We start from the raw sequence: 26,637 nt of genomic DNA on the forward strand, positions 1-26,637 counted from the left end.
GTATTCATTTTTTTTATTTACATTTTTTAAGTTATTAGAAATTAAATTAGGAAACTAAAATTTTAAATATATATTTGTATTTATAATATGTGCAGGGGCACAGATTAAAAAAGCTTCTAAAGAGCTTTTTTTAAAAAACATTTCTGTGCCCGAGCACAGATCAAAAAAACTAACTAACTTATTATTTAACCAACTTATTATGAAAATGAAAAAGCAGTTTAATTTATTTATTTCATTTGTTTTGTTTTTGGTTGTTCATTCTATGAATGCACAAGAAAAAATGGTAAATGGAGTAGTTGTTGATTCGCAAGGTCAGCCAATTCCCGGCGTAAATATCCTAGAGAAGGGAACCACAAATAGTGGCTCGTCAGATTTTGACGGTAAGTTTACAATGAAGGTGCAGGATTCAAAATCTATACTAATATTTACTTATGTAGGTTTTAAAACTAAGGAAACTGCGGCAGGTCAGGGAACATCTTTAAAGATAGTTCTTGTCGAGGCAGGAACAGCCTTGGATGAGGTCGTAGTTGTAGGTTATGGTACTCAAAAGAAGAAGGATTTGACAGGCGCGGTTGGTTCTGCAAATTTAAAACAATTTGAAGATTCTCCTAATACCAGTATTTTACAATCACTTCAGGGGTCTCTTCCTGGAGTAACCATCGGACAAACCGCTACAGCAGGTACCGATCAAACAATTACAGTTCGTGGAAGAAATACTCTTGGAGGTAATACCGGAGTTTTAGTTATTCTGGATGGTGCAGTATACCGCGGGGCTTTTACAGATTTAAATCCGGCAGATATTCAATCTGTAGATGTTTTGAAAGATCCAAGCAGCAAGGCAATCTATGGTGCTCAGGCAGCAAATGGTATCATTATGGTGACATCAAAAAAGGGTAAAAAAAGCCAGAAAACAGAGGTGAGTTATTCTACTTTTTACTCTATTCAATCTCCTATTAAAAACAGAAAAACTTTAAATAGAGAGGACTTTATAGAATCCTCAAGATTAAACCAATATACAAAAGGATTTTTAGCACCTGATTATATTACACCAAATCCAAATTACAACTATTTAACTGATAGTGGTATAGCAGCTAATCTTGATATTCAAAATTCTATTAATAACGGAACTGATTTTAATTGGTTTGAGGCAGGTCAGAATAACAGTCCTTTTATAGTAGATCATCAGTTAAGTGTACGAGGAGGAAGTGAAAACACTACTTTCTTTTTATCTGCTGGTTATACCGATCAGCTTGGCTGGATTCTAAATGATAATTATAAACGTAATTCTGTACGTATAAATATTGATACGCAGGTGAATAAGTGGCTAAAAGTTGGAGTTAATGCTTTTGGAGTTTTTTCTGATCGTTCCGGAGTTTCACCAAGTCTTTCGGATTTTATTTTAATGAGTCCGTTGAATACTTCTTATAATACAGATGGCAGCTTGCGATTAAACCCTGCAGGAAATGCTTTGCAAAATCCATTTTTATCAGTTCTGTCCGATGATTTGGATAAGCAAAATAATATCGGCGCTCAGGCCTATGCTTCTATTGATATCCCAGGAATCAAAGGGCTAAACTATCGAATAAATTATAATAACAATTACCGATGGAATCAAAGATTTAATTCGAATCCAAACGGAGCCAACAAACAAGGGACCGCTTATAAGAATAATTCAAGTACCTATGATACTGCTCTGGATAATATCCTGAGTTATGTTACTCATTTAGATGAAAAACATATGCATGGGTTAAATGCCACCTTGGTTTATGGATGGAACAGAATTGAAAATGAATTCACCGATGCATCTGCAAGCCAATTTTCAAATCAGACTTTAGGATACAATAACCTAGGAGTAGGGCTTATTCCAAAAGTAGGTTCAGGAGGTTATAAAGAATCTTTCCTATCCACAACAGCCAGAATTATTTATGATTACGATGGTAAATACCTATTTAATGCAAGTATTCGCAGGGACGGCCATTCTGCTTTTGCAGAAGGAAATAAAATAGGCTATTTCCCTGCAGTTTCTGTGGGCTGGGTTATGTCAAAGGAAGATTTTCTATCTAAATATTCGCAGATTAACCTGCTTAAATTGAGAGCTAGCTACGGTTTAAATGGTAATACTTCACCACGTTATTCATCACAGTATACTTATTCTTCGAGTACCAATAATCAATATGTTTTTGGAGATAATACACAAACAGTGAATAGCTTTACCTTAAATGGATTGGTAAGTCCGGATTTAACATGGGAAAAAACAGAAGGTTATAATATTGGACTGGATTTCGCATTTTTTAATAACCGTATTTCAGGTAGTGCAGATTATTACCTCTCATCAACTAACGACATGCTATTTGACAGAGCTTTAAGTGCTACCTCGGGTGTTAATTCCGTAAGGGTAAATATTGGAGAAGTTCAAAATACAGGATTTGAGTTTAACTTAAGTTTTAACCCTGTTAGATCCAAAGACTGGAATTGGGATCTGGGTTTCAATTTTTCACATAATGACAATAAAATTACTCACTTAACAGGTGAAGATTTAAATAATGATGGTAAAGAAGATGACTTAGTTCAAAATAACTTTTTTATTGGAAAATCAATAGGAACGGTATATACTTATGTTCAGGATGGAATTTATCAGCTTGGTGATGCGATACCTGCGGGCTCAGAGCCAGGATCTTACAGATTTAAAGATTTGGACGATAATGGAATAATTGATGCAAAAGACAGGACATTTATCGGACATACAGAGGCAAATTATCAATTTGGTATCAGTAATAATTTAACTTACAAAAATTTTTCGCTTAAATTCTTTATCAGTTCAATTCAGGGAGGTATTGCCTTAAATGATCCATGGTCAAATAATGGAGGATATTATGGTTTGACTACCTATGTTGCAAATAATCATTTTAGTGATATTGATTCCTGGGCTCCAAATAATCCTAATGCAGAATATGCCAGACCTAACTCCATCTCTCCAGTATCTGACTTTTCACCATATAAAGACAGAAGTTTTGTGAGGTTGCAGGATATATCATTTGCCTATACAATGGACAAAGATCTTGTAAAGAAAGCAGGGCTTGCTAATGTAAAATTATATGTAAGCGGAAAGAATCTTGCAACCTGGACCAAGTGGAAAGGCTGGGACCCGGAAACAGTTTCAGGATTGGGTATTTCTCCAAAAATTCCTGGCACTCAAAATGATCTTTATCCTGCCCTGCCAGTTATGAAGAGTGTTAATTTAGGACTGGACCTTACTTTCTAATAATTTAAAAATACATCTAAAATGAAAAATTCTAATTATACAAAACTTTTTGCCGCATTGTTGTTATTTGGCACATTTGCATCATGCAATGAGGACGAGTTTCTTAAGGAAGATCCTATAGCGCTTTATACTGCAGAAAATGTGTTTTCAAATAGTGCAGGAATCGAAGGGGTTATTGCCAATTTTTATGTAAAGGAAAGATATATATATTACATTGGTACCTCTGATGTTTCGTATTCTTTACTTTATGCAACAGATTCTTATTTTTCTTCCAGAGGAACTGGAACAAATGAAAAAATGGGCTCTTTAGTTACTGCTTTGGTACCTTCTAATTATGCCCCGACTTTTTTTTATCAGGAAAATTTTAAAATTATAGCACTGGCTAACCTATTAATTGATAATGTCAATAAATCAAGCTTAACTCCCGAGCAGAAAATACCGGTAATTGCGGAAGCTAAGTTTTTTAGAGGAAAAGCTTATCGTGACATGGTATATCTATATGGCGGGGTTCCGCTTGTTACCGAATTTTCACAAACTCCGGTTCTGGACAGGGTAAGAGCAACCAGAGAAGAAATTCTAAATCAGATGGCGCTTGATTTTAAAGACGCCGCTGATGGCATGCTGCCGATCAACAAAGTGAAAGACGGTAGGGTTTCTAACATAGTGGCCAGTTTTTATTTAGGTGAAACTTTAATATCATTAGGGCGCCATGCAGAAGCAGTTACTGAAATTTCAAAAGTGGTCAATGATCCTAATGTGGCTTTAATGAAAGCACGTTTTGGAACCCGTTCTACAGTTTTTGGAAAGGATGTTTTTTGGGATTTATGGCAGAGGGGAAATCAAAACAGATCGTCTGGTAATAAGGAAGCACTTTGGGTAGCCCAGTTTGAGACCGATGTACCAGGAGGTATTATCAAATCGACAGATGCAGGAGGAGCTAATATGTTTGAGCGTAATTGCAATCCTGCTGTTTGGAGTATTACAGATCCGGATGGTAAGCCCGGCTTCTTGGGAAGACGCTCTGATGATAATGTAGGCGGAAACGGAGTATCGTTTTTACAGCCTACAGCTTACACTACAAATACTGTAAATGATACAGGTGGCGGATTATGGCCAGCAAATTATGCAGGTGATATCCGCTGTAATGATGCTAATTTAATAAAAGATGCCGTCTATGATAATCCAGCTTCTGCCTATTTTGGAAAAAAAGTATCGCAGTTTAGAGGAAAAAATATGGGAAGCGGCGTGGGTACTCCGTTGCAGGTGGCAAATGCCGGAGGCTGGAGATTTTATAAGTGGTTTGTTAAAGCAACAACTCCAGGAGACCATCCGGCTGGTTTATATGATCCAGCAAATCCACTTCTTTTAGGAAGCGGAGCTGCAGCAACATATCATGATACGTATATTCTTCGTTTACCAGAAGCCTATTTATTAAGAGCTGAGGCATATCTGGCTTTAGGTAATTTATCTGCAGCTGCTGATGATATTAATGTTGTGCGTGCTAGAGCAGGTGCAGTAAATGTTACCCCTGGAAATGTTAACATAGACTACATTTTGGATGAGAGAACAAGGGAAATGGTTTTTGAGGAACAGCGTCAAATTACGTTGCGCCGTGTTGGAAAATATGGAGAGCGTGTAGTTAAATATAATTGGCTTACTGGACCTACCTACGCACCTAAATATGACTTATGGCCGATTCCCCAAAAGGAAATTGAAGCCAATACAGGGGCCGTACTAGCCCAAAATCCTGGATATTAAGTTTTGGTTTACTTAGTTTTTGTTTTTAGAGTAGCCCCGTATATGTAACTGTATACGGGGTTATATACAATACCAATTTCTTATGGACAGCCTTTGAATATTTATTCAGACATATAAATGACTTTGAATTACATACACTACTATAAATGTCAAACTTTAATTTTCTTGGACAAGATTATTTTCTGGAAAATCCTATGGCTTTATTTCTTTTTCATGAAATAGCCGAAAGACTTCCAATTGTGGATTACCACAACCATATCAATGCAGACCATTTGGCAAGCAACAAAAAGTTCAGCAATATCGCCGAATTATGGGTATGCAATGATCCTTACAAACACAGGGCAATGCGTATTAACGGTATAGCAGAGCATTATATTTCAGGTGACGCAAGTGACAAGGAAAAATTTATGGCTTGGGCCAGAACATTTCCAAAAACAATGGGCAACCCTCTTTTTCACTGGTCGTATTTAGAACTTAAAAATATTTTTGGAATTGAAGAACTGCTTAATGAGGAAAGTGCCGAGACTATCTGGAACCGCTGTAATGAGCTGCTAAAAAGTGATGAATTCTCTGCCAGATCTTTAATGGAAAAATTCAATGTAGATACTTTATGTACCTCAGACAATTGGTTTGATGATTTAACAGTGCACAAAGAGGCTTCAGAAAATTCTAATTTTACAGTACTGCCTTCACTGCGATGTGATCTCGCATTACAAATCGATGCATGGGAAACGGCTGGTTTTCTACAGAATTTATCCAAACATTCAGGGATAGCAATAAACAATTACGCTGACTTTAGGTCTGCGATCCAATTCCAGCTTGATCATTTTCATGAAAATGGCTGCAGGCTGGCAGATCAGGCGCTTGATGCTGGCTTTACTTTCTTAGAGGTATCAGAACAAGATGCTTCGGAACTTTTTGAATTTGTACTGAACAGTAAGACATTAGATGAAGATCAAAAACTGCAACTTCAGTCGCATATTTTAGTAGTACTTGGAGCAGAATTTGCGTCACGAAAATGGACTTTACAATTGCATATAGGTGCACAGCGATACACCAGTTCACGCCTTAGAAACCTGGCTGGAGCTGCTGGAGGGTACGCCTCCATTGGAAGTTGTGCTGCCGTAGCCAGCATCTGCAGTTTTTTAGATACACTGGAACAAAATAATAGGCTGCCAAATATATTGCTTTTTACATTGAATCCATCTGATAACGAAGCTTTTGCTACAATTACGGGCTCTTTTGCAGAAGACGGCACGCCTGGAAAAGTTCAGTTCGGACCTGCCTGGTGGTTTAATGACCATATTGAAGGCATTAAGGCGCAGTTATTGGCTTCTGCCAATTATTCGCTGCTAAGTCGTTTTGTAGGGATGACCACAGATTCAAGAAGCATACTATCATTCTCCAGACATGATTATTTCAGAAGAATTTTGTGCAATATAATTGGTGAATGGGTAGAGAAAGGATTACTGCCAAAAAATGACTTGTACTTAAAAGAATTAATAACCGATATATGCTATAACAATAGTAAAATAATGATATCAAATGAATAATACACAATCAAAAGTTGCGGTGGTTACAGGCGCGGGTGGAACATTATGCTCGGAGATGGCCCGTAATCTGGCATCTCAGGGATATAAGTTAGCACTGCTTGGCAGAACACTTGAGAAATTAAAATTAGTAGAGGAACAGATTAAAGAACAGGGCGGTACTGCTATTTCTATAGCTGTTGATGTTTCCAATACCCAATCCGTTGCTGAGGCTAAAGAAATTATAAAAAAAGAATTAGGCACCTGCAGCGTACTTATAAACGGAGCGGGTGGCAATCAAATGGATGCCCTTACAAATACTACTGAATTTCAGGAAGACGAACTTAATGGTAAAGATGGCGTTAAGGGTTTTTTTAATCTAAATATGGACGTCTTTCAAAATGTAATTAATGTCAATACCATGGGTACAGTCATTCCTTCCTTTGTTTTCGGAAGAGATATGGCGTCACAAAAATCGGGTGTGATCATCAATATTGCCTCTATGAACAGTTACCGTCCTTTGACAAAAGTAGGAGCATACGGAATGGCAAAAGCCGGAATAGCCAATTTTACACAATGGCTTGCCACTTATCTTGCACCAGCCAATGTGAGAGTAAATGCAATTGCACCGGGATTTTTCTTAAATGAAAGAAGCAAAAAAATCATGTACAATGAGGATGGCTCCCAGACAGCCCGTGCTGAAAATGTGTTGGGGCATACTCCAATGAAACGTTTTGGAGAAGCGTCGGAATTAATCGGATGCATGAACTGGCTTATCGATGATAAGGCCGCTTCATTTGTAACTGGAATTGTTGTTCCTATAGATGGCGGTTTTTTATCATCATCAGGAGTTTAAACTAAATTTAAAATTAAAAAGATATGAGTACAGATCAATACAAAAAAGAAGTAAGCATGATGAAGCTTGATAAGCTTATTGAAATGCGCGAGAATATTTCGAAGGCAACCTTTCCGGTTTCAGATGATGAATTACTAAACAGGTTCCAGGAATTATATACAGGTGCTATTAATGATGTGCTTAGAGAATTCTGTTTGATGAATCAGGCCCTGCCAAATTATATTTTGCCTTTAAGAGAATATAGAACTGTAGCCGGATTTGCCTTCACCGTTAAGAGTTCAACAAGTACAAAAGTATCAGGAGAAATGGAATTTCGTACTCAGATGCTTGATGAAATGCATGAAAATGCTTTTGTAGTATGGGACAGCAGCAAGGACGAAGAATCAACTTCATGGGGCGGTGTAATGACCGCGACTGCAAAGGGAAAAAAAATCAGGGCAGCTTGTCTGGATGGAGGCATTCGTGATACCCACCAGATTCTTGAAGCTGATTTCCCTGTTTTCTATAAATACCGTTCCTCTAATGGAAGTCTTGGACGTTGTCTGATTACAGATTATCAGGTGCCGCTTCAGATCGGACATGTAATTATAAAGCCAGGTGATATCGTTCTGGGTGATGTTGATGGCGTACTAGTAGTTCCAAGAGATATTGCGTTTGAGGTACTTGTGCGTGCTGAGGAAATTAAGGAAAACGAGAAAAAAATATTCGGGTGGGTTGCTGAAGGACAGAGTGTAAGAGATATTACAGACAAGGGAGGCTATTTTTAATTTCTAATAAAATACAATGAAATTATCATTTTTATTTTTTGGCAATACCCCTGATGAAAAATGGGAGCTGTGCAGACAGATGGGGATTGACTATGCGATTGCAAAATTAGCACCTGAAATTACAGGAATGCCTTCTATTGACAATTTTGATTCTTTTGAAAAGTCAAAGGAAATTTATACCAATGCAGGCTTTGAGTTATACGGACTGGAAGGAGATCAGTTTGATATGACCCGAATAAAATTAGGGCTTCCGGGCAAAGAACAGGATATTGAAAAATACTGCCGAATGCTTGAAAATATGAACAGACTGGACGTGAGATTGCTCTGTTACAATTTTATGGTGACCGGCTGGTACAGAACCCGCAAAGATATTAAGGAAAGAGGAGGTGCGATTGTCAGCGGATTTTCCATGAAAGAGGCTGCTCTTGAGCCGGCATCGCAATATGGAATATTTACTGAAAATCAAATTTGGGAAAATTACCAGTGGTTTGTAGAGCAGATTATGCCCGTGGCGGAGTCAAACGGAATAAAAATGGCGCTTCATCCTGATGATCCGCCTATTACCCCGCTGCACGGTATCAGCCGTATTTTAACATCGGCCGATGCTATCGACAAGGCTTTATCTTTTTCACAAAGTCCCTCACATGGTCTTACTTTTTGTCAGGGAACCTATACCACCATGAATGAAAATGTAGAAGCAATGATTGAAAAGCACGGAAAAAGCAATAAAATATTTTTTGTGCATATAAGAGATGTTGTGGGAACACCTGAAAATTTTAGGGAAACCTTCCATGATAACGGGCCAACTGATATGTTCAAAATGATGCAGGCCTATAAGGCAGTCGGATTTGACGGTCCGCTGCGGTCAGACCACGTACCAACAATGGCCGGAGAGAGCAACGAACATTTCGGTTATGAGATGAAAGGAAATCTGTTTGGGATTGGCTATATAAAAGGACTTATGCATGGCTGTGGAATTAAATAAAAATTATTTAATTCCATTGATCAATTAAAATAAACTGCTTCCTTTGGGAGCAAATCCAAAATAGAATGCTTTCAGGTAATTATAAAATATTGTTTGACAAATTAGTTTCCACTATCGATAAGCAGAGGGTCTATCATGATTCGTTGTCGCTTTTGGCATATGGAACTGATGCAAGTTTTTACAGACTGATCCCTAAAATTGTCATCAAGGCAAAAGACGAGCAGGAAGTCGGCTTTATCTTAAGGGAGTCATCTGCACTAGGTCTTGCCGTAACTTTCAGGGCTGCGGGAACTAGTTTATCAGGACAGGCCGTAACGGACTCTGTTCTGGTGGTTGCCGGACAGCATTGGAAAGATTATGAGATATTAGACAATGGAAACGCCATCCGTCTGCAGCCCGGAATTGTAGGTTCAAGGGCAAATATTTTACTGGATCCCTATAACAAAAAAATAGGGCCCGATCCGGCTTCTATAAATGCGGCAATGATTGGAGGCATAGCATCCAACAATGCAAGCGGTATGTGCTGTGGTACAGCTCAGAATACTTACAATACTGTAAAATCAATGCGCATTATATTTGCTGATGGGACAATTCTTGACACAGCCGATGCCATCAGCAGGACAGCTTTTCAAAAACAAAAGCCTGATCTTCTAAAAAAAATACAGGGCCTTGCTCAACGCACCAAAGAAGATACTGTGCTGGCGCAACGAATCTCAGGCAAATATAAAATGAAAAATACAACGGGCTACAGTTTGAATGCCCTGATAGATTATAATGATCCCTTTGAAATTATCGAGCATTTAATGATCGGTTCGGAAGGCACGCTGGGTTTTATTTCAGAAATTACGCTGCAGACAGTAGAAAACCATAAGTACAAAGCGGCCTCTCTCATGATTTTTCAAAACGTTGAGAGTGCCTGCCGGGTGGTAAGTTTATTAAAGAATGCTCCTGTAGCGGCGGTAGAGCTGATTGATCGTTCGGGACTTCGATCAGTAGAAAGCGATAGAGGTGTTCCGGCTTATATTAAGACATTAGGACCCGATGCCTGTGCACTGCTGGTAGATACAAGAGCATCAGATTCACAGACTTTACAAGTACAGATCTCGTCTATTTTAAATATTGTATCGCCGTATCCTATAGAATTTCCGGCAGTTTTCACTGATGAACCATTGGAGTATGCGCTATTATGGAAAATCCGAAAAGGACTTTTCCCATCAGTAGGAGCCATGAGACAGAGTGGCACTACTGTTATTATTGAAGATATTGCCTTTAGAGTGGAGCAATTGGCGGAGGCAACCCTGGAACTGCAAAAGCTGTTCATGAAATGGAACTATAAGGAGGCCGTAATTTTTGGGCATGCACTTGAAGGTAATCTTCATTTTGTTTTTACCCAGAATTTTGATTCTCAAAGTGAGATTGACCGCTATGCTAATTTTATGGATGATGTGGCAGATCTTGTGGTACATAAATTTGACGGATCTCTTAAGGCAGAGCATGGCACAGGTAGAAATATGGCTCCTTATGTAGAAATGGAGTGGGGCACACAAGCCTATGGACTAATGAAAGAAATAAAAGCCATATTTGATCCCAAAAACCTTCTAAATCCTGGCGTTATTTTAAATGACGATCCTAAAATTCATCTGAAAAATTTAAAACCTATTCCAGTTTCTAATGCTATTATTGATCCTTGTATTGAATGCGGTTTTTGTGAGCCAAACTGTGTTTCGGCTGATTTTACACTCTCTCCAAGACAGCGCATAGCGGTTAACCGTGAGATTAGCAGACTTCATGCGACGGGAGAAAATCCAAAAGAGCTTGAAGCCCTTCTTGATAATTTTCAGTTTAAGGCTGATGACACCTGCGCAACCGATGGGCTTTGCGCACTAAGTTGTCCTGTGAACATTGATACGGGTACATTTGTAAAGGAGCTTAGAAAAAATCATATAGGAAAACCTTCTAGGACAGCATATTGGATTGCAGCCCATTTATCATTTATAACAGCAGTTTTAAATAGAATGCTTTCTGTGGTGCGTTTATTTCAATTACTGCTTGGCAATAAAATAATGTACAAGATTTCAGGTTTTATGAGATTTGTTTCAGGAGACAGAATACCGCAATGGAACAATTTTATGCCTAGTGGAGCATCTTCTTTGAAGTCTTTAGAAAATCAGATTACTAGTCATAGAAAGATTGTGTACTATCCTTCCTGCATTAACAGGACAATGGGTGTTTCTGCTGAAGATAATTGTCAGCAACAGCTTTCCGACGTAATCGTCAGGCTACTGCACAAAGGCGGTTTTGAGGTGATCTATCCTTCAAAACTCAATAACTTGTGCTGTGGAATGCCTTTTTCAAGCAAAGGATATTCCGATATCGCTGCTGAAACAGGCCTTACTCTGGAAAATGCTCTTACGGCAGCCAGTGAAAACGGGAAATGGCCAATACTGTCTGATATGAGCCCTTGTCTTTATACCATGCGTGAGAACGCAAAAAAAACAAAAAGCACACTTAAAATTTATGAACCTGTCGAGTTTATAAATGATATTTTGCTGCATTTTTTAAAAATTAACCCTCTGCAGGAAACTGTTGCGGTTTTTCCTGTATGCAGTATGAAAAAAATGGGTCTCGAAGACAAACTGACCGAACTGGCTCAAAAATGTGCTTCCCAGGTAATTGTACCACAGACTAATTGTTGCGGATTCTCTGGAGACAAAGGTTTTGAAATTCCGGAGCTTAATGCATCAGGTCTCTCAGAGCTTCGGGAGCAGCTTGGTCCAGAAGTGAAAAGAGGATATTCAAACAGCAGAACCTGTGAAATCGGCTTAAGCCTGCATTCAGGCATTTCACATCAGTCTATTGTATATTTAGTAGATGAGGTCAGCGAAGGTCGGAGAAGTACCAGATAAAAATAGTTGAATAATGCTATTTTTGAAAACCGGCTTCTAAGAAAAAATAAAAAAATAAAAAAAATTAACAATCAGAAGAGATGAATCAATTACAAACGCTGGATTATGTTACGATTATCATTTACATGCTGCTTATGGCTGGTATTGGTATTTTTCTAGGCAAATACATTAAAAATATTGGCGATTATTTTAAAGGCGGGAGTGCCGTCTCATGGGTAGCAGGAGGTATTAGTAATTTTATGACCAAATTCAGCACATTTGTATTTGTGGCTTATGCGGGAATTGCCTATTCAGATGGACTGGTAGCCATAACTATAATGTGGTCTACTATCTTTCCTTCTTTAATAGCCGTGTTTGTTTATGCCAAACTTTGGAAACGTGCAGGTATTATCAGTCCTGTAGAGTTTCTGGAAACCAGGTTCAACGCGCCTATACGCCAAATATTCTCCTGGTGTGGTGTTTTATTGAAGTTATTGGACGACATGATTAAATTATATTCTATTGGCATTTTTGTTATGGCAGCGTCAGGGATACCTTTTGAAACAGCTATTATATATTGTGGGATTGTTGTTTCCGTATATACTGTAGTTGGCGGATTCCTCGCAGTCATTGTGACTGATGTTGTGCAATTTGTAATCTTATTATTTTCAACTTTTATTTTAGTACCATTAGCGTATGATGCTGCGGGAGGTATTGCGCACATGCAGGAAGTGATCCCAAATAATATGAATTGGTTTAACGGTGAGAAAGGAATGCCAATTTACCTTATGGTGTATTATCTGACCATCATTATTAAATATTTAGGAAACTGGACTTTCATACAGCGATTTTACAGTGCTAAGAGTGAATCTGACGGAAAGAAAATCGGAATATTGTCTGCGGTTCTCTTTCTTATATTTCCAGTAATTTTTCTTTTTCCTGCCGTAGCGGCAAGGGTTATTTTGCCTGATTTAGAAAATCCTGAAATGTCCTATGTTGCCTTATGCTTAAAATTGCTTCCTCCTGGAATTATGGGGCTGATGATAGCTGCGATGTTTGCAGCAACAATGTCTGTTTTAAGTGCAGAGTTTAATGTTACGGCAAGTGTATTGACCCGAGACATCTATCAGCGCCTTTTTAGAAAAAATGCTTCTCCAACAGAGTCACTTTGGGCAGCAAGGATTATGACCCTTTTGGTAGGCACCATTGTGTCGATTGGTGCTCTTTATGTTCAGAAACTTGGGGGAGCCTTTGAAGTAAATCAATATTTATCAGGTATTTTTTCAATTCCAATGATTATACCGGTAATTATGGGAGTGATTTTCTGGAAGCCTCAACCCTGGGGTGCCCTTGCTTCGATGGTCATTGGAATTTTACTTGGCATTATATTGAATTATACGAAAGTTTTTAGTTGGGAAATAGCAACGCTTATAGAAGTTGCAGTTTGTGTGGGAGTGTTCATGTTATCAGGATTGTTTTTATCTCAGGACAGCCGCTACAACGAAAAAGTAAAAGCTTTTTTTATCAAATTGTCTACACCAAGTACTAAGACAGAAGAGGAAAATGATGGAGTAATTGGCGGGCTAATGATGCTGTATGCTGTTGCTTTTTCAGTAACAGGAACTATGTTCGTTGTCATGGGATTTCCTTCCATTTCAGGGATGAGCGGAAAGCTTGCTATTTCTTCAGGCATTATATGTCTTATTGGCGCAGTAATTTTCTACAGCAAAGGACGTAAGGCAAAGAAAACATAAAGTAGTAAGAGAAAAAGAAATGGGATCATTCGATCCTGTAACAATCGTGTAAAATTTCCTTTCAGGACAGGATTAACGCGTCTCGGAGGCACACAATTTTAATTAAATTATTATATGAGCTCAAGATTTTTCATAAATAGACTTAAAAATATAATGACTGCTTTAATAATGTTCTGTGCATTTGAAGTGAGTTCCCAAAGCGATAAGCAAATGGATATGAAAGTTTCGGCGCTGCTCAGTAAAATGACGCTGGCAGAAAAAGTGGGACAGCTAAATCTGGCTACCTATGTCAATGAAAACAACACCACTAATTCTTTAGAAACCCTAATTAAAAAAGGAGCAGTTGGAAGCATTTTAAAAAGTAACGGAGCAATGACCAACCTTCGGTTGCAGAAAATTGCTGTAGAAGAAACCCGTCTTGGTATTCCGATGATGTTTCAGGAAGATGTAATTCATGGATACAAAACTATATTCCCTTCTCCTTTAGGAGAGGCTGCAAGCTGGAATCTGGAGAATATCGAAAAATCCGCCTCAATTGCCGCCAGAGAAGCTGCTGCAGGCGGTATTCACCTAACTTATGCCCCAATGGTAGATATCACTTTTGACCCAAGATGGGGAAGAATTATTGAAGGGGCTGGCGAAGACCCTTATTATGGGAGCCTTGTAGCCGCAGCACGAGTAAAGGGATTTCAGGGAACAGAGATGAAGAGCGGTAAAAATGTTATGGCCTGTGTCAAGCATTTTGCCGGCTATGGTGCCGCGCTGGCAGGCCGTGACTATAATATTGCGGATTTCTCAGAGCGCACCTTAAGAGAGCTTTATCTTCCGCCTTTTAAGGCTGCCATAGAGGCGGGAGCAGGAGCATTAATGACTGCTTATTCTGCCTTTGACGGTATCCCGGCAAGTGCAAATAAAAAATTGCTTACTGACATCCTTCGTAAAGAATTGGGTTTTAAAAACTTGGTAATTACAGATTGGGAAACTATAAATAATCTGGTAAAAATTGGCGCTGCCCAAGATCAGAAGCAGGCTGCCCTCCAAGCAATTGATGCCGGGGTTGAACTTGATATGACAAGTGGTATTTACTTAAAATATCTGGAGGAGCTTGTGAACGAGGGAAAGGTTGATATTAAAATTATTGACTCGGCAGTGAAGCATGTGCTGGAAGCCAAATATAAGCTTGGGCTTTTTGATAATCCTTATGCTTTTTTTGATGCAAAAAGAGAAAAAGAAACCCTTCTAAACAAAGCCCATCTTGATTTTGCCAGAAAAGCGGCCAGGGAGTCAATGGTATTGCTTAAAAATGAAAATAAACTGCTTCCTATTGATGGACAGGTAAAAAAAATTGCAGTAATAGGTCCTATGGCGAATGCCAAAAAAGACATGCTTTCATGGTGGGGAGGCAATTATTCTCAGGGGAAACCAGAGGATGTAGTTTCTCTTGTGGAAGGGCTTAAACAAAGTGTAGATCCATCGGTTGTCATCTCGTATGCGGAGGGGGTAAAACTTGACGGTTTTGAACCCAAAGGACTAGAGCTTATCCCTGAAGCTACAGCATTGGCAAAAGAATCAGATGTTGTGATACTGGCAGTAGGAGAGCAATACTGGATGAGCGGTGAGGGCGCAAGCATATCCAACATAACACTGCCGGGCGGACAGGAAAAATTAATTGAAGCTGTGGCTGCGGCAGGAAAGCCGATCATTACCGTTCTATTTAGTGGAAGACCTTATGACCTTCAATTGGTAAGCAAGGTTTCTTTGGCTGTCCTTCAAGCTTGGATGCCCGGTACAATGGCTGGTCTGGCTGTTTCAGATGTTTTGCTTGGAAAATACAACCCATCCGGTAAGTTAACAGTAACTTTTCCAATAAATACCGGACAGATCCCAATAAATTATAATTACAAAAGAACGTCTCATGATGTAAACGAATCCAATAAAAACGTGCGCTGGACCAATAAATATTTGGATATTCCTATTACTCCTTTATACCCATTTGGATACGGATTAAGTTATACGACTTTTGAATATTCAAATTTAAAGCTGTCCAGCAATCTTATAAATTCAGGGGAAAGTATATATGTGTCAATAGACATAACCAACACAGGAAAAGTATTTGGAGAAGAAGTGGTGCAATTATATCTGGCAGATTTGTTGTCTTCTGTTACAAGACCTGGCAAGGAGCTGAAAGGATTTTCAAAAATAGGCCTGGCACCAGGTGAAAATAAAACGGTTAAAATGGTTATTGAACCAAAAGATATGTCATTTTATAATAAAGATATGAAGTGGTCGCTGGAGCCGGGAACTTTTAAAGTAATGTTGGGTGCTTCTTCATCTGATATTAAACTGAGTGAAGAATTTACTATAAAACAATAATGATTCCATCTAGTCTCTGAAAGTAGAAATGCACAGCATCAAACCTTCAAAGAGATTATGGTATTATTAAATTTGAGCTTTCGGTTTATCTTTTGCAGCTAATTACTAATGTAGAAAATGCAGGTAAAACAATAAAAAAATATGAGTAAAGTAGTTGCATTCGGCGAAATAATGTTGCGTCTTTCAACAGAGAGACATCTTCGTTTTTCTCAGGCAAAAGAGTTTGGAGCATCTTATGGAGGCGGTGAATTTAATGTTTGTGTTTCTTTGGCAAATTATGGCGTAAATGCGGAGTTTGTAACCAGATTGCCTGAAAATGAAATAGGAGGATCTGCATTAAAAGAAATCCGAAAAATGAATGTCGAGTCTAAAAACATTGTTTACGGAGGAGAACGTTTAGGGATTTATTTTCTTGAAACAGGTGCAGGAACCCGCGGAAGCAATGTGGTGTATGATCGTGCGCACAGTTCGATGGCAACTATTCAAAAAGGAAATATTGATTGGGATAAAGTTTTGGATGGTGCCGAATGGTTTCATTGGAGCGGAATTACACCAGCCATTTCTCAAAGTGCTGCCGAAGCTTGTCTGGAAGCAATTAAAGTCGCTCACAAAAAAGGAATAACAATTTCTTGTGATTTGAACTACAGATCAAAATTGTGGCAATATGGCAAAACTCCAAGTGAAGTAATGCCAGAAATGCTAAAATATAGTAATGTGATTTTGGGAGATATTGACACTGCCTATTTTATGCTTGGAATCCCTAAAGTGAATCCGAATTATCAGGATGAAAAAACACTTCCAGCAGTGTATAATAAATTGTTTGAAGTGATTCCGAATCTTAAAGTTGTTGCAACGACACTTCGTTACTCTGTCAGTGCTTCTCATCAAAGAATAGGTGGGATTTTATACGACGGAAAAACAATTTATAGCACCTCAGTTAAAGAAGTAACGCCAGTAGTTGACCGTGTAGGAAGTGGAGATGCTTTTATGGGCGGATTGATTTATGGTTTACTGCAATATAAAAATAATAATCAAAGAGCTTTAGATTTTGCTGTTGCAGCGTGCTGTTTAAAACATACGATTGTCGGTGATTATAACCTGGTAACATTGAAAGAAGTTGAAAATAGGATTGATGGCGATGGTTCGGCATTAGTTTCAAGATAAAATAAAAATGGCAAAATATTCAAGAATTGAAGTGGCACAGCAAATGAAAGAAAACGGAATGGTTCCGCTGTTTTTTCATTCTGATATAGAATTAAGCAAAAAAGTACTGAAAGCTTGTTATGATGGAGGTTCACGTTTAATGGAGTTTACAAGCAGGGGCGATTTTGCTCATGAAGTTTTTGGTGAACTGAACAAATATGCTTTGGCAGAATTACCAGGAATGATGTTGGGAGTTGGTTCGATAACAGATGCTGCATCAGCTTCGCTTTACATGAGTTTAGGAGCAAATTTTATAGTAACTCCTGTTTTTAGGGAAGATATTGCAATTGCTTGTAATCGACGCAAAGTATTGTGGTCTCCAGGCTGCGGAACGCTTACTGAAATTGCAAGAGCCGAAGAATTGGGTTGCGAAATTGTAAAACTGTTTCCAGCTGATATTTACGGACCTGAGTTCATCAAAGCGATAAAAGGGCCATGTCCGTGGACAAACATTATGCCAACGGGTGGTGTTTACCAAACGGTTGAAAGTCTGAGTTCATGGCTGAATTCCGGAGCAACTTGTGTTGGCCTAGGTTCGCAGTTAATTTCAAAAGATATATTGGATAAACAAGATTTTGAAGGTTTACAGGCTAAAGTAAGTCAGGTTTTGGAGATCATTAAAAATATTAGAATTCAGGGATAAAAATAACGCCATTGTAAAGACTAATTTTGTTTTGTTTTTAAGAGCATTGCACTTGTTTGATAAAATTTTGGTAAGTAGTTTATTAATCAGCTCAAGTGTAATGTTTCTTTTTAAAAAATAACCTTTATAATGCTGGAGATGGTATTTTGTAAAGGAGCCATTTTTAGGATGCCATCACAAATAATTACAGTTTTAAAATAGCTCAGCTTTAAAAATAAAAGATTTAAGATGAAATAATTAATATATAACTAGAACTAATATATATTGTATTATTAATCTTTACAAAACTTTTTGTCTTTTTATATCCTAATATAAAGACGATATTATATAGGCTCAAAAAATAATAATAAACATATAAAATATGAAAGTAGTTATCCGGTTTATAATGTTAAATTTTTTGCTTCTTCATTTTGTCTCAATGCAAGCCCAAACGAATGGAGCCAAGTTCATTTTTTCAAAAGACAAGCATCTGTATTATATGGGAAGAGTTGGCTTTTCGAACTCCAGTGCCGAATTCTATTGGTCAGGAACCAGTGTCAGTATTAATGTAAAAGGCACCAAAGAGGTTAAGGCCTTGTTGGATGTAAAAAAGGATTTCAATTATTATTATGCTATTGTTGATGGTAACACGAGTAATCTTGAAAAAATAAAAGTTGGTAAAGGGAAAAAAGCATATATTATAGCTACTTTCTCCGACTTAAAAAAGCATCAGGTCGAATTGGTAAAAATTACAAACACAGATGAAAACACGACCTTATTCTATGGTTTTGAAATTGATAAAAACGCAACCGTCCTTAAGCCAAAGAAAGAAAAAAAGAGAAAGATAGAATTTTTTGGAGATTCTATAACCTGTGGACATGGTGTTGATGTACCTATTGACAGCACAGACTCTGGCGCCCCCAAATATTTTAATAATTTTAAGACCTATGATGCTATCACGGCCAGACACTTTGATGCACAATATCATTGCACCGCCAAAAGCGGAATTGGGGTAATGGTGAGTTGGTTTCCACAGATTATGCCGGAAATTTATGATCGTATAAATCCTGAGGATTCAAATTCTAAATGGAATTTTTCGGGGTATGTTCCGGATATAGTGGTCATTAATTTATTTCAAAACGATAGCTGGATTGTAAATATGCCTCAAAATGAACAGTTTAAAATTCGCTTTGGCACTACTAAACCAAATAATGAATTTATTATAGAGGCTTATATTGATTTTATTTCAAAAATAAGAATGCATTATCCAAATGCTCAAATCATTTGTTGCCTTGGAAATATGGATATTGTCAGAGAAGGATCAATATGGCCAGAATTAGTCAATGCTGCCGTGGCAAAGCTAAATGACAAAAAAATAGTTTCTCATTTTTTTTCATATAAAAACACAAATGGACATCCAAAAGAAAAAGAACAGCAAGCAATGGCGGATGATTTGATTCAGTTCATAGAAAACAATCATTTTTTTTAATTCAAATGAGCAGTTTATAAATTATGGATGACAGGTAATTGCGATACTTTTTGTTTCTAAAGCAAACTGGATGGATCGCTTTAAGAAAAAAAAAAACTTCAGATTTTTCAGAAGCTTTTTTATATTTAAAATAAGGATAATTTTGCGCTCAGAAAAATCAAGTTTTACGTTTTAGATGAATGAGACTTTTGCCCAAACTCAGTCTCCATGTTTGGCAAGTATGATTAGCCTATATTTATTAACTTCAACGCAAAAGGATAAGATTGAGGTATTAGAGTACAAGATGTATTTTTAATGAATTTTTTTTATCTCCTGCCGCAATCATTGCTTGCTGAGTATCGGAAATAGGAAATTCACCTGTTAAAAAAGGATCCAAATTAATCCTTCCCATAGATACTAAATTAATTGCTTCATCAAAAATATTAGCGTACCTAAAGGAGCCTATAAAATTAATTTGTTTTCTAATTAAAGCAATTAGCAATAACTGCGCCAAGAGTTATAAACATTGTTAAAAGCGGTTCTAATACAGCAGCGATCAAATTCTATAACAAACGTTCATTCTCAAAAATTAAAATCCGGCAGTGTAAATATCTTAACAATATTATCAAACAAGACAATCGATTTATAAAATGGCGCACACAAAACGGATTAGGTTTTAAAAGTTTTGAATCGGCCAGACGAACATTGAGCAGAATTGAGGTTGTGCATATGCTTGGAAAAAATCAGATGGTAATCCCGGCAAAACTATGTTTAAATCATTTTGTAAATTGGCAGTTTAACTTTTAAATTACTTAGAATTCTTATATTTGATTCTGACAGATGCGACAGAACCCTTTGTAATTGTCTAAAATTTAATAAGTTCAACGTATTTCATAACTTTACAAAAAAGATTTATTCTGATTTTATAATGGAAGCCAAAGAATTATTGCAACAACATATTGCCAAAATCACTTCATTGACAGAAGAAGAATTTGAATATATATTTTCTCATTTTAAAATGCAGTCTTTTAAAAAAGGACAAACCATTTTTAGTGAAGGAGATAGAGTAGTATGTGAGTATTTTGTAATTTCAGGTTGTTTGAAAGCTTTTTTTATTAATGATGAAGTCAAAATGTACATACTACAGTTCGCCATGCCAACTTGGTGGGCATCTGATTATGCTGCTTTATACAATCAGACTCCTGCAACCATAAATGTTGATTGTATTACAGATGTAGAAGTTCTTTGCCTATCTAATGATAATCGTGAAAAACTTTGTAAAGAATTTCATCAGATTGAACATTTTTTTCGATGGAGAACAAACCGAGGTTATGTAGCCTCTCAAAAAAGGCTTTTGTCTTTTATGAATGATAATGTCAAAATTCGTTACGAAGAACTTATGGCATTATATCCTCAATTATACAATCTTGTGCCGAAGCACTTGATTGCTGCATATCTTGGGGTTTCACGAGAAACTTTAAGCAGACTTTACTCTTCTCATTAATCAAAATCAGAATGTGATCTAGGTCACGTAACCAACTTCTATAGTCGCCGTTCCTTTGCATTGTACTTTTAAATACAATAAAAATGGAAACAACAAATTTTAAAATCGTAAGCTCAAATAGCAACGTAGAATGGACCGGTAGAAAAGTTACTGGTGCTCATAATGGTACTATTGGTATCAAAGAAGGTAATTTCATCTTAAACGATGGAAAATTAAACAATGGAAAAGTTATTATCGATACAGCTTCCATTAAAATTCTGGATGTAACAGATCCGGCAATTAACACGCAATTTGCAGGTCATCTTGCCTCTGATGATTTTTTCTCAATCGAAAAATTTCCTACAGCATCATTTGATATTCTTTCAGTAAAAGAAGTGTCAGAGAATATTTTTTATCTTGAAGGTCATCTTACCATAAAAGATATTACAAACGTTGTTGGTTTTGAAGCAACATTAGAAAATCACAGAAATGCAATTAAACTTTCAGGTAAATTAATTATTGATCGTACTAAATATGATATCAGATTCCGTTCAGGAAATTTTTTCAAAGATTTGGGAGACACATTAATTTATAACGACTTCGAGTTGGATTTTAACATCACTGCTGAAGTCCTAATTTCAGAACAATCTCAAAACTAAATCCATGCCTTACGTAAAAATCGAATTGACCCGGGAAGGAGTAACCCGAGAGCAAAAACAGGAATTAATCAGTGGTATAACCAACCTGATTACAGATGTATTAAACAAAGATCCGCATTTAACTCATATCGTGATTCAGGAAGTCGATTTAGATGATTGGGGTTATGCAGGAGAACAAGCGTCAGTATTAAGAGAAAAAGGCATTAAAGCCGATAAAAAATAAATATCATGAAAAAACAAACAATAATTGTAACAGGTGCCGCATCTGGTATAGGAAAAGGAATCGCTAAATATTTTTTAGACAGAGGCGATAGTGTAGTAATCAATTCAGTAACCCCAGCTTCATTGGAAATTGCTTACAACGAATTTGGCGCAGGAGATAATCTTGCGATGTATGCAGGAGATATCAGCGATAAAAACACTGGTGAACAACTGGTAAAAATCGCAATCGAAAAATTTGGTTCTGTAGATGTATTGGTGAACAATGCAGGAATCTTTGACAGCAAACCTTTTTTAGAAGTGGATGAACCTTACTTTGACAAGTTTTTGACTACAAACTTAAAAGGAACTTATTTTACGACTCAGGCAGCTGTTCCTCAAATGTTAGAACAAAAAGGCGGTGTTGTAATCAATATCGGAACACCATTGGTAAATCATGGATTAGGCGGCTGGCCTGCTTCGGCTCCTGTAGCGAGTAAGGGCGCCATTCATGCGTTAACCGTTCAATTGGCAGCAGAATTTGGCAAACAAAACATTCGTTTTAATACAGTTGCTCCTGGTGTTATCAGAACCCCAATGCACGGGGATAAAGCCGATCAGAATGCTGGTCTGCATTTATTGAACAGAGTGGGAGAAATCGATGACGTTGCCGAAATGGTATATGCTGTTGCAAAAAGCACTTTTATTACCGGATCAATCATCAATGTTGACGGTGGAAAAGGTGCTGGACATAACTTAAATTAAGATGAAAACTATTTTATTAACTGCTTTTATGCTTTGGACATTCCAAGGCATAAAAGCACAAAACAGTAACGCAATGAAAAGTCATAATTTAGACACAGAAGCCATTACAGCTGCAATAGAAAATAATTATTTTAAAGGAATTTACGAAGGAGATGAAATGTTGTTAGGAAGTATTTTTCAGCCTGGAACATTACTTTATGGAGATGTAAACGGGCAGCCGTACTTTAAAACAGCAGATCTTTATTTAAACGGCGTTAAAAACAGACAAAGTCCGAAAGATTCAGGTAAACCTTTTAAAGGCGAAATTCTGAATATAAAAGTGGTAAACTCAATTGCGATGGCAGAGGTTAATTTAAAAATGTACGAGTTTAATTACCGGGATTTTTTATCTTTCCATAAAATTAATGGCAAATGGTATATTGTCAATAAAATGCTGACGAATGTAAGTGAATAACTTTAAAAGTAAAGTCATGTGGTACAATACAAAAGCAACAGAATTACTTGGAATTAAATATCCAATATTACAAGGCCCATTAGGAGGTAATTTATCCTCTGTGGCCTTGACAGCTACCGTTTCGAATGCTGGCGGACTTGGCGGTTATGGAGCCTATACAATGACGCCGCAGGAAATTTTTGATATTGATAAACAAATAAAAGCCGCAACTGATAAACCCTACAACATTAATCTTTGGGTTTCAGATCATGATATTTGTGAATCTGGTTTAACAGATGAACAATTCAATAAAGCTGCGGCATTATTCAAACCTTATTTTGAGGAAACCGGAATTCCGTTACCAGAGAGACCAGCGTCATTTCAATCCAGATTTGAGAATCAATTGCAAGTGATTTTAGATGTTCGCCCAAAAGTTTTTAGTTTTATGTTTGGTGCGTTGCCTCCTGATGTTTTAGAACAATGCCGAAGATTGGGAATTGTAACAATTGGAGCAGCAACAACTGTAGACGAAGCTATTTTTTTAGAAAATTCAGGAGTTGATATGATTATTGCTTCAGGTTTTGAAGCTGGCGGACACCGGCCTTCTTTCTTAGCTTCGGCAGAAAGTTCTTTAAATGGAACTTTTGTTTTACTACAGTTAATTCAGGAAAAAGTTAAAATTCCGGTTATTGCAGCAGGCGGAATTGCTAACGGAAAAGGTGTAGCAGCAGCATTAGCTTTGGGGGCAAGTGCAGCGCAGATAGGAACGGCTTTTTTAGCTGTTGATGAATCGAATGCATTACCTGTTCACAAACAAATGTTATTTTCAGATACAGCAAAATATTCTACTTTGTCACGCGCCTACACAGGAAGATTAGGCCGTGGATTAACCAGTAGAATTACTAAGGAAATGATGGGGAAAGAGAGAGATATTTTGCCATTTCCATTGCAAACTACTTTTATGTCATCTTTGCGAAAAGCAGCTCTCGATCAAGAAAAATGGGATATGATTTTGTTTTGGGGAGGACAAATTGCTCCCATTTTAAAGCATACAAAAGCAAAAGAGCTAATGGATTCTTTGATAGAAGAAACAACGGCGTATTTTGTTGATTTGAAAGGGTAATCGAAATACATTTTTTATTAATAGTTAAAATAGCCGCATAATAAAGACCGTTCGGTCTATATTTGTAACTTATAATTTGGAAATCATGACTAAAGCTGAACGAACCAGACAATTTATAATTGAAACCTCGGCACCTCTTATTAATAAGAAAGGCATGGCCGGTACTTCTTTGAGTGATATTATGGAAGCTACAAAGCTGGCTAAAGGTGGAATCTATGGAAATTTTGAGAATAAAGAAGAAATCTGTACGGAGTCTTTTTTATTTCTAAGGACACAATTAGCCTCCAAATTAGATTTAGCTGTTACTAAAGGGAAATCGGCAAAAGAGAAACTTTTTAATTTGCTGGATGTTTACGGCAATGACAAAAATATGGTTGAAGGCTGTCCGATTATGAATTTTGGAACAGAAGCCGATGACACAAATTCAGTCATGAGAGAACACGTAAAAAAAGCAATTCTTTCTGCCCAGAAAAGATTTTTCAATATAGTAGAAGACGGGATTCAGGATAAAGAATTGTCTTCAGAAATGAATGCAGAAGAATTTAGTATCAGGACTTTTGCTTTAATAGAAGGCGCTGTTTTGTGCCGAAAAGTATTTAGGAACAATGACCAGATTAATATAGTTCTGGATAGTATCAAAAAGGAATTTGAAAAATATCTTTTATGACCTATTTTTTTTTAATAATTTAAGACCGATCGGTCTATTTTTAATTAATTATAATTTTACAAATGAGAAATTTAGAAGAAAACCATCAAGGTTTTAGTACATTATTGGCATTGGTGCTTATACCATTGTCCGGATTTGCAACAGATATTTATTTACCATCGCTTCCTGCAATGGCAAAAGATTTAAATGTAACTGCGGGGACAATTCAGCTTTCATTAGTTTTTTTCATGTTCAGTCTGGGAGTAAGCCAGATTTTTATAGGAAGTATATTGGATAGTTTTGGGCGTTTTAAAATAAGTATTGTTTCATTGGCTGTGTTTTCAGCAACAAGTTTTGTTATCGCTTTTATGCCTAATATTTATATCATATATGCCATGCGTATTATTCAGGGAATTGCAATTGCATTTATTGTAGTTTCCAAACGTGCTTACTTTGTCGATCTGTATTCAGGTGATAAATTAAAAAACTATATCAGTTTATTTTCTATAATTTGGGCCTGTGCGCCAATAATGGCCCCGTTTTTAGGAGGTTATATGCAAAGCCTTTTTGGGTGGAGATCAAACTTTTATTTCCTTGGGGTATTATCATTGCTTTTTCTGGTTTTAGAACTTTTATATAGCGGAGAATCACTAAAATATTTTCATCCATTTAAATTAAAATCCATTGGAGAAACTTATTCAGTAATGCTAAAAACAGCTGATTTTACATTGGGGATAGTAATACTCGGCATTTGTTTTGGCATAGTGGTAATTTATAATTTAGTTAGCCCTTTTATTATAGAACGTTTATTTGGTTATCAGGCAATTACAACAGGTTATAGCTCTTTATTATCAGGTTTATCTGTGATGACCGGAGGAATTATAGCCAAATCTCTTATTCATAAACCGTTGGCAAAAAAAGTTTCAATTGCGGTATCTGCACAACTTGTGCTAGTAGTGTTAATGATCTCTACGTCACAATTTGTAAGTACTATTTATACTGTAATTGGTTTTACAATGGCAATAAATCTATGCGGAGGATTTACATTTAATATTATTTATGGATATTGTCTAAGCCGTTTTTCAAAAAATGCTGGTATCGCAAGCGGACTTACAGGTGGTGCTACTTATGTGGTAAGTTCATTATTTAGTTATGGATTTGTTAATTTGTATGCAGTAAAAAGTCAATTATTACTTGGATTGGCAAACTTATCTTTGATTTTAATTATTGGTTTAATTTTTATGGTTTTTAATAAATATAGACTGCGTCATGTCTTTTCTTCTTTAAAGGTATAACTATAGTTGATTTATCTAAATCGATTAGTAAAATTAAGCGGGCTTTTTACAAAAAAAGTCTTGAAATTTGTTGATTTATTAAAAATATATGTTGTTGATTTTTAAATATTTGTATGTCAATTTAATTAATAAAGCTTATGAACGCCATCTCTGAGTTAAAACTGCGGATTCCTATAATTCCAATGTTCATAATTATGGGCTTTAATTATAATTTCTTTTTAATAATACTTAACAATAACTGTTAAATAAAATTGAATGAATATAGAATTTGGTATAAAGTATTACAAATTTTTAATATTTCAGCAGGTGTTTTTAGCTTTTTACAGATAATTTTCTTTTCAATTTTTTTGGCAGGCATCCCTGAAATTTCGCTGTTTTCTTATTGTCTTATTTTAAAGAGCAAATACCCTGTTGTAGTTTTTTAATAAAGCTGAACATCAAAGGAGTATACCCGTTCATTTTGTATTTATGCCGGTCCGAATGCGTCCTGGAGCTGTTTTGGGGTATTTGGGGATCTCTGTTTTGCTGTCCGCCAGAGTAATGCTTTTTCTTTTTTGATTGTACAAAATGAGG

General features: G+C 36.7%; 21 protein-coding genes. 20 read left to right on the top strand and 1 reads right to left on the bottom strand.

The window, feature by feature from the left end; genetic code table 11:
• Window positions 1-199: 199 nt before the first annotated feature.
• The 12 genes from QMG60_RS12875 to QMG60_RS12930 all read left to right on the top strand — a co-directional run bounded on the left by QMG60_RS12875 (window position 200) and on the right by QMG60_RS12930 (window position 19,483).
• Window positions 200-3,262 carry a TonB-dependent receptor gene (locus tag QMG60_RS12875; protein ID WP_281865166.1) on the top strand — a complete coding sequence of 1,021 codons (3,063 nt, stop codon included), beginning with the start codon at window positions 200-202 and terminating at the stop codon, window positions 3,260-3,262.
• 21 nt (window positions 3,263-3,283) lie between these two features.
• Window positions 3,284-5,020 (top strand): RagB/SusD family nutrient uptake outer membrane protein, encoded by a 1,737-nt coding sequence (locus tag QMG60_RS12880; RefSeq protein WP_281865167.1) that lies wholly within the window; start codon window positions 3,284-3,286, stop codon window positions 5,018-5,020.
• A 146-nt stretch (window positions 5,021-5,166) separates the two neighbouring features.
• A complete protein-coding gene (uxaC, locus tag QMG60_RS12885) occupies window positions 5,167-6,573 on the top strand; it encodes a glucuronate isomerase (protein WP_281865168.1) in 1,407 nt (468 codons plus the stop codon).
• Complete coding sequence (locus QMG60_RS12890; protein WP_281865169.1) at window positions 6,566-7,405, top strand: SDR family oxidoreductase; 840 nt, start codon at window positions 6,566-6,568, stop codon at window positions 7,403-7,405. Before uxaC ends, QMG60_RS12890 begins: the two co-directional genes overlap by 8 nt.
• Before the next feature lie 23 nt (window positions 7,406-7,428).
• Entirely contained in the window at window positions 7,429-8,172 is a 744-nt protein-coding gene (locus tag QMG60_RS12895; protein ID WP_281865170.1) for an RraA family protein, read from the top strand.
• A gap of 16 nt (window positions 8,173-8,188) precedes the next feature.
• Complete coding sequence (locus QMG60_RS12900) at window positions 8,189-9,157, top strand: mannonate dehydratase (RefSeq protein ID WP_281865171.1); 969 nt, start codon at window positions 8,189-8,191, stop codon at window positions 9,155-9,157.
• 65 nt (window positions 9,158-9,222) lie between these two features.
• On the top strand, window positions 9,223-12,063 hold the full coding sequence (locus QMG60_RS12905; RefSeq protein ID WP_281865172.1) for an FAD-binding and (Fe-S)-binding domain-containing protein: 2,841 nt from the start codon (window positions 9,223-9,225) through the stop codon (window positions 12,061-12,063).
• Window positions 12,064-12,143: 80 nt separating this feature from the next.
• The gene (locus QMG60_RS12910; RefSeq protein WP_281865173.1) at window positions 12,144-13,796 is read left to right on the top strand and encodes a sodium/solute symporter; all 1,653 of its coding nucleotides are present in this window, start codon (window positions 12,144-12,146) and stop codon (window positions 13,794-13,796) included.
• A gap of 153 nt (window positions 13,797-13,949) precedes the next feature.
• Window positions 13,950-16,169, top strand: coding sequence for a beta-glucosidase BglX (bglX, locus tag QMG60_RS12915; protein ID WP_281865174.1), 2,220 nt, complete (start codon window positions 13,950-13,952; stop codon window positions 16,167-16,169).
• Between the two features lie 141 nt (window positions 16,170-16,310).
• Complete coding sequence (locus tag QMG60_RS12920; RefSeq protein ID WP_281865175.1) at window positions 16,311-17,333, top strand: sugar kinase; 1,023 nt, start codon at window positions 16,311-16,313, stop codon at window positions 17,331-17,333.
• 7 nt (window positions 17,334-17,340) lie between these two features.
• Window positions 17,341-18,015 carry a bifunctional 4-hydroxy-2-oxoglutarate aldolase/2-dehydro-3-deoxy-phosphogluconate aldolase gene (locus QMG60_RS12925; RefSeq protein ID WP_281865176.1) on the top strand — a complete coding sequence of 225 codons (675 nt, stop codon included), beginning with the start codon at window positions 17,341-17,343 and terminating at the stop codon, window positions 18,013-18,015.
• A 361-nt stretch (window positions 18,016-18,376) separates the two neighbouring features.
• Window positions 18,377-19,483, top strand: a complete 1,107-nt coding sequence (locus QMG60_RS12930; RefSeq protein WP_281865177.1) for an SGNH/GDSL hydrolase family protein — start codon at window positions 18,377-18,379, stop codon at window positions 19,481-19,483.
• A 271-nt stretch (window positions 19,484-19,754) separates the two neighbouring features.
• Here QMG60_RS12930 and QMG60_RS12935 read toward each other — a convergent pair whose 3' ends face one another.
• Window positions 19,755-19,976, bottom strand: a complete 222-nt coding sequence (locus QMG60_RS12935; RefSeq protein WP_281865178.1) for a hypothetical protein — start codon at window positions 19,974-19,976, stop codon at window positions 19,755-19,757.
• 414 nt (window positions 19,977-20,390) lie between these two features.
• On the opposite strand from QMG60_RS12935, the gene QMG60_RS12940 reads away from it, so the two are divergent.
• The 8 genes from QMG60_RS12940 to QMG60_RS12975 all read left to right on the top strand — a co-directional run bounded on the left by QMG60_RS12940 (window position 20,391) and on the right by QMG60_RS12975 (window position 26,064).
• Complete coding sequence (locus tag QMG60_RS12940) at window positions 20,391-20,966, top strand: Crp/Fnr family transcriptional regulator (RefSeq protein WP_281865179.1); 576 nt, start codon at window positions 20,391-20,393, stop codon at window positions 20,964-20,966.
• 83 nt (window positions 20,967-21,049) lie between these two features.
• Window positions 21,050-21,604 (top strand): YceI family protein, encoded by a 555-nt coding sequence (locus tag QMG60_RS12945; protein ID WP_281865180.1) that lies wholly within the window; start codon window positions 21,050-21,052, stop codon window positions 21,602-21,604.
• A gap of 4 nt (window positions 21,605-21,608) precedes the next feature.
• Window positions 21,609-21,827 carry a 4-oxalocrotonate tautomerase family protein gene (locus QMG60_RS12950; RefSeq protein WP_281865181.1) on the top strand — a complete coding sequence of 73 codons (219 nt, stop codon included), beginning with the start codon at window positions 21,609-21,611 and terminating at the stop codon, window positions 21,825-21,827.
• A 5-nt stretch (window positions 21,828-21,832) separates the two neighbouring features.
• Window positions 21,833-22,567, top strand: a complete 735-nt coding sequence (locus QMG60_RS12955; RefSeq protein ID WP_281865182.1) for an SDR family oxidoreductase — start codon at window positions 21,833-21,835, stop codon at window positions 22,565-22,567.
• Between the two features lies 1 nt (window position 22,568).
• Window positions 22,569-23,021 carry a nuclear transport factor 2 family protein gene (locus tag QMG60_RS12960; protein ID WP_281865183.1) on the top strand — a complete coding sequence of 151 codons (453 nt, stop codon included), beginning with the start codon at window positions 22,569-22,571 and terminating at the stop codon, window positions 23,019-23,021.
• 16 nt (window positions 23,022-23,037) lie between these two features.
• On the top strand, window positions 23,038-24,123 hold the full coding sequence (locus QMG60_RS12965; protein ID WP_281865184.1) for a nitronate monooxygenase: 1,086 nt from the start codon (window positions 23,038-23,040) through the stop codon (window positions 24,121-24,123).
• 85 nt (window positions 24,124-24,208) lie between these two features.
• Window positions 24,209-24,790 carry a TetR/AcrR family transcriptional regulator gene (locus QMG60_RS12970; RefSeq protein WP_281865185.1) on the top strand — a complete coding sequence of 194 codons (582 nt, stop codon included), beginning with the start codon at window positions 24,209-24,211 and terminating at the stop codon, window positions 24,788-24,790.
• A gap of 62 nt (window positions 24,791-24,852) precedes the next feature.
• Window positions 24,853-26,064 (top strand): MFS transporter, encoded by a 1,212-nt coding sequence (locus QMG60_RS12975; protein WP_281865186.1) that lies wholly within the window; start codon window positions 24,853-24,855, stop codon window positions 26,062-26,064.
• Window positions 26,065-26,637 lie beyond the last annotated feature (573 nt).

The organism is Flavobacterium sp. GSB-24 (assembly GCF_027924665.1).
Classification (GTDB): Bacteria; Bacteroidota; Bacteroidia; order Flavobacteriales; family Flavobacteriaceae; genus Flavobacterium.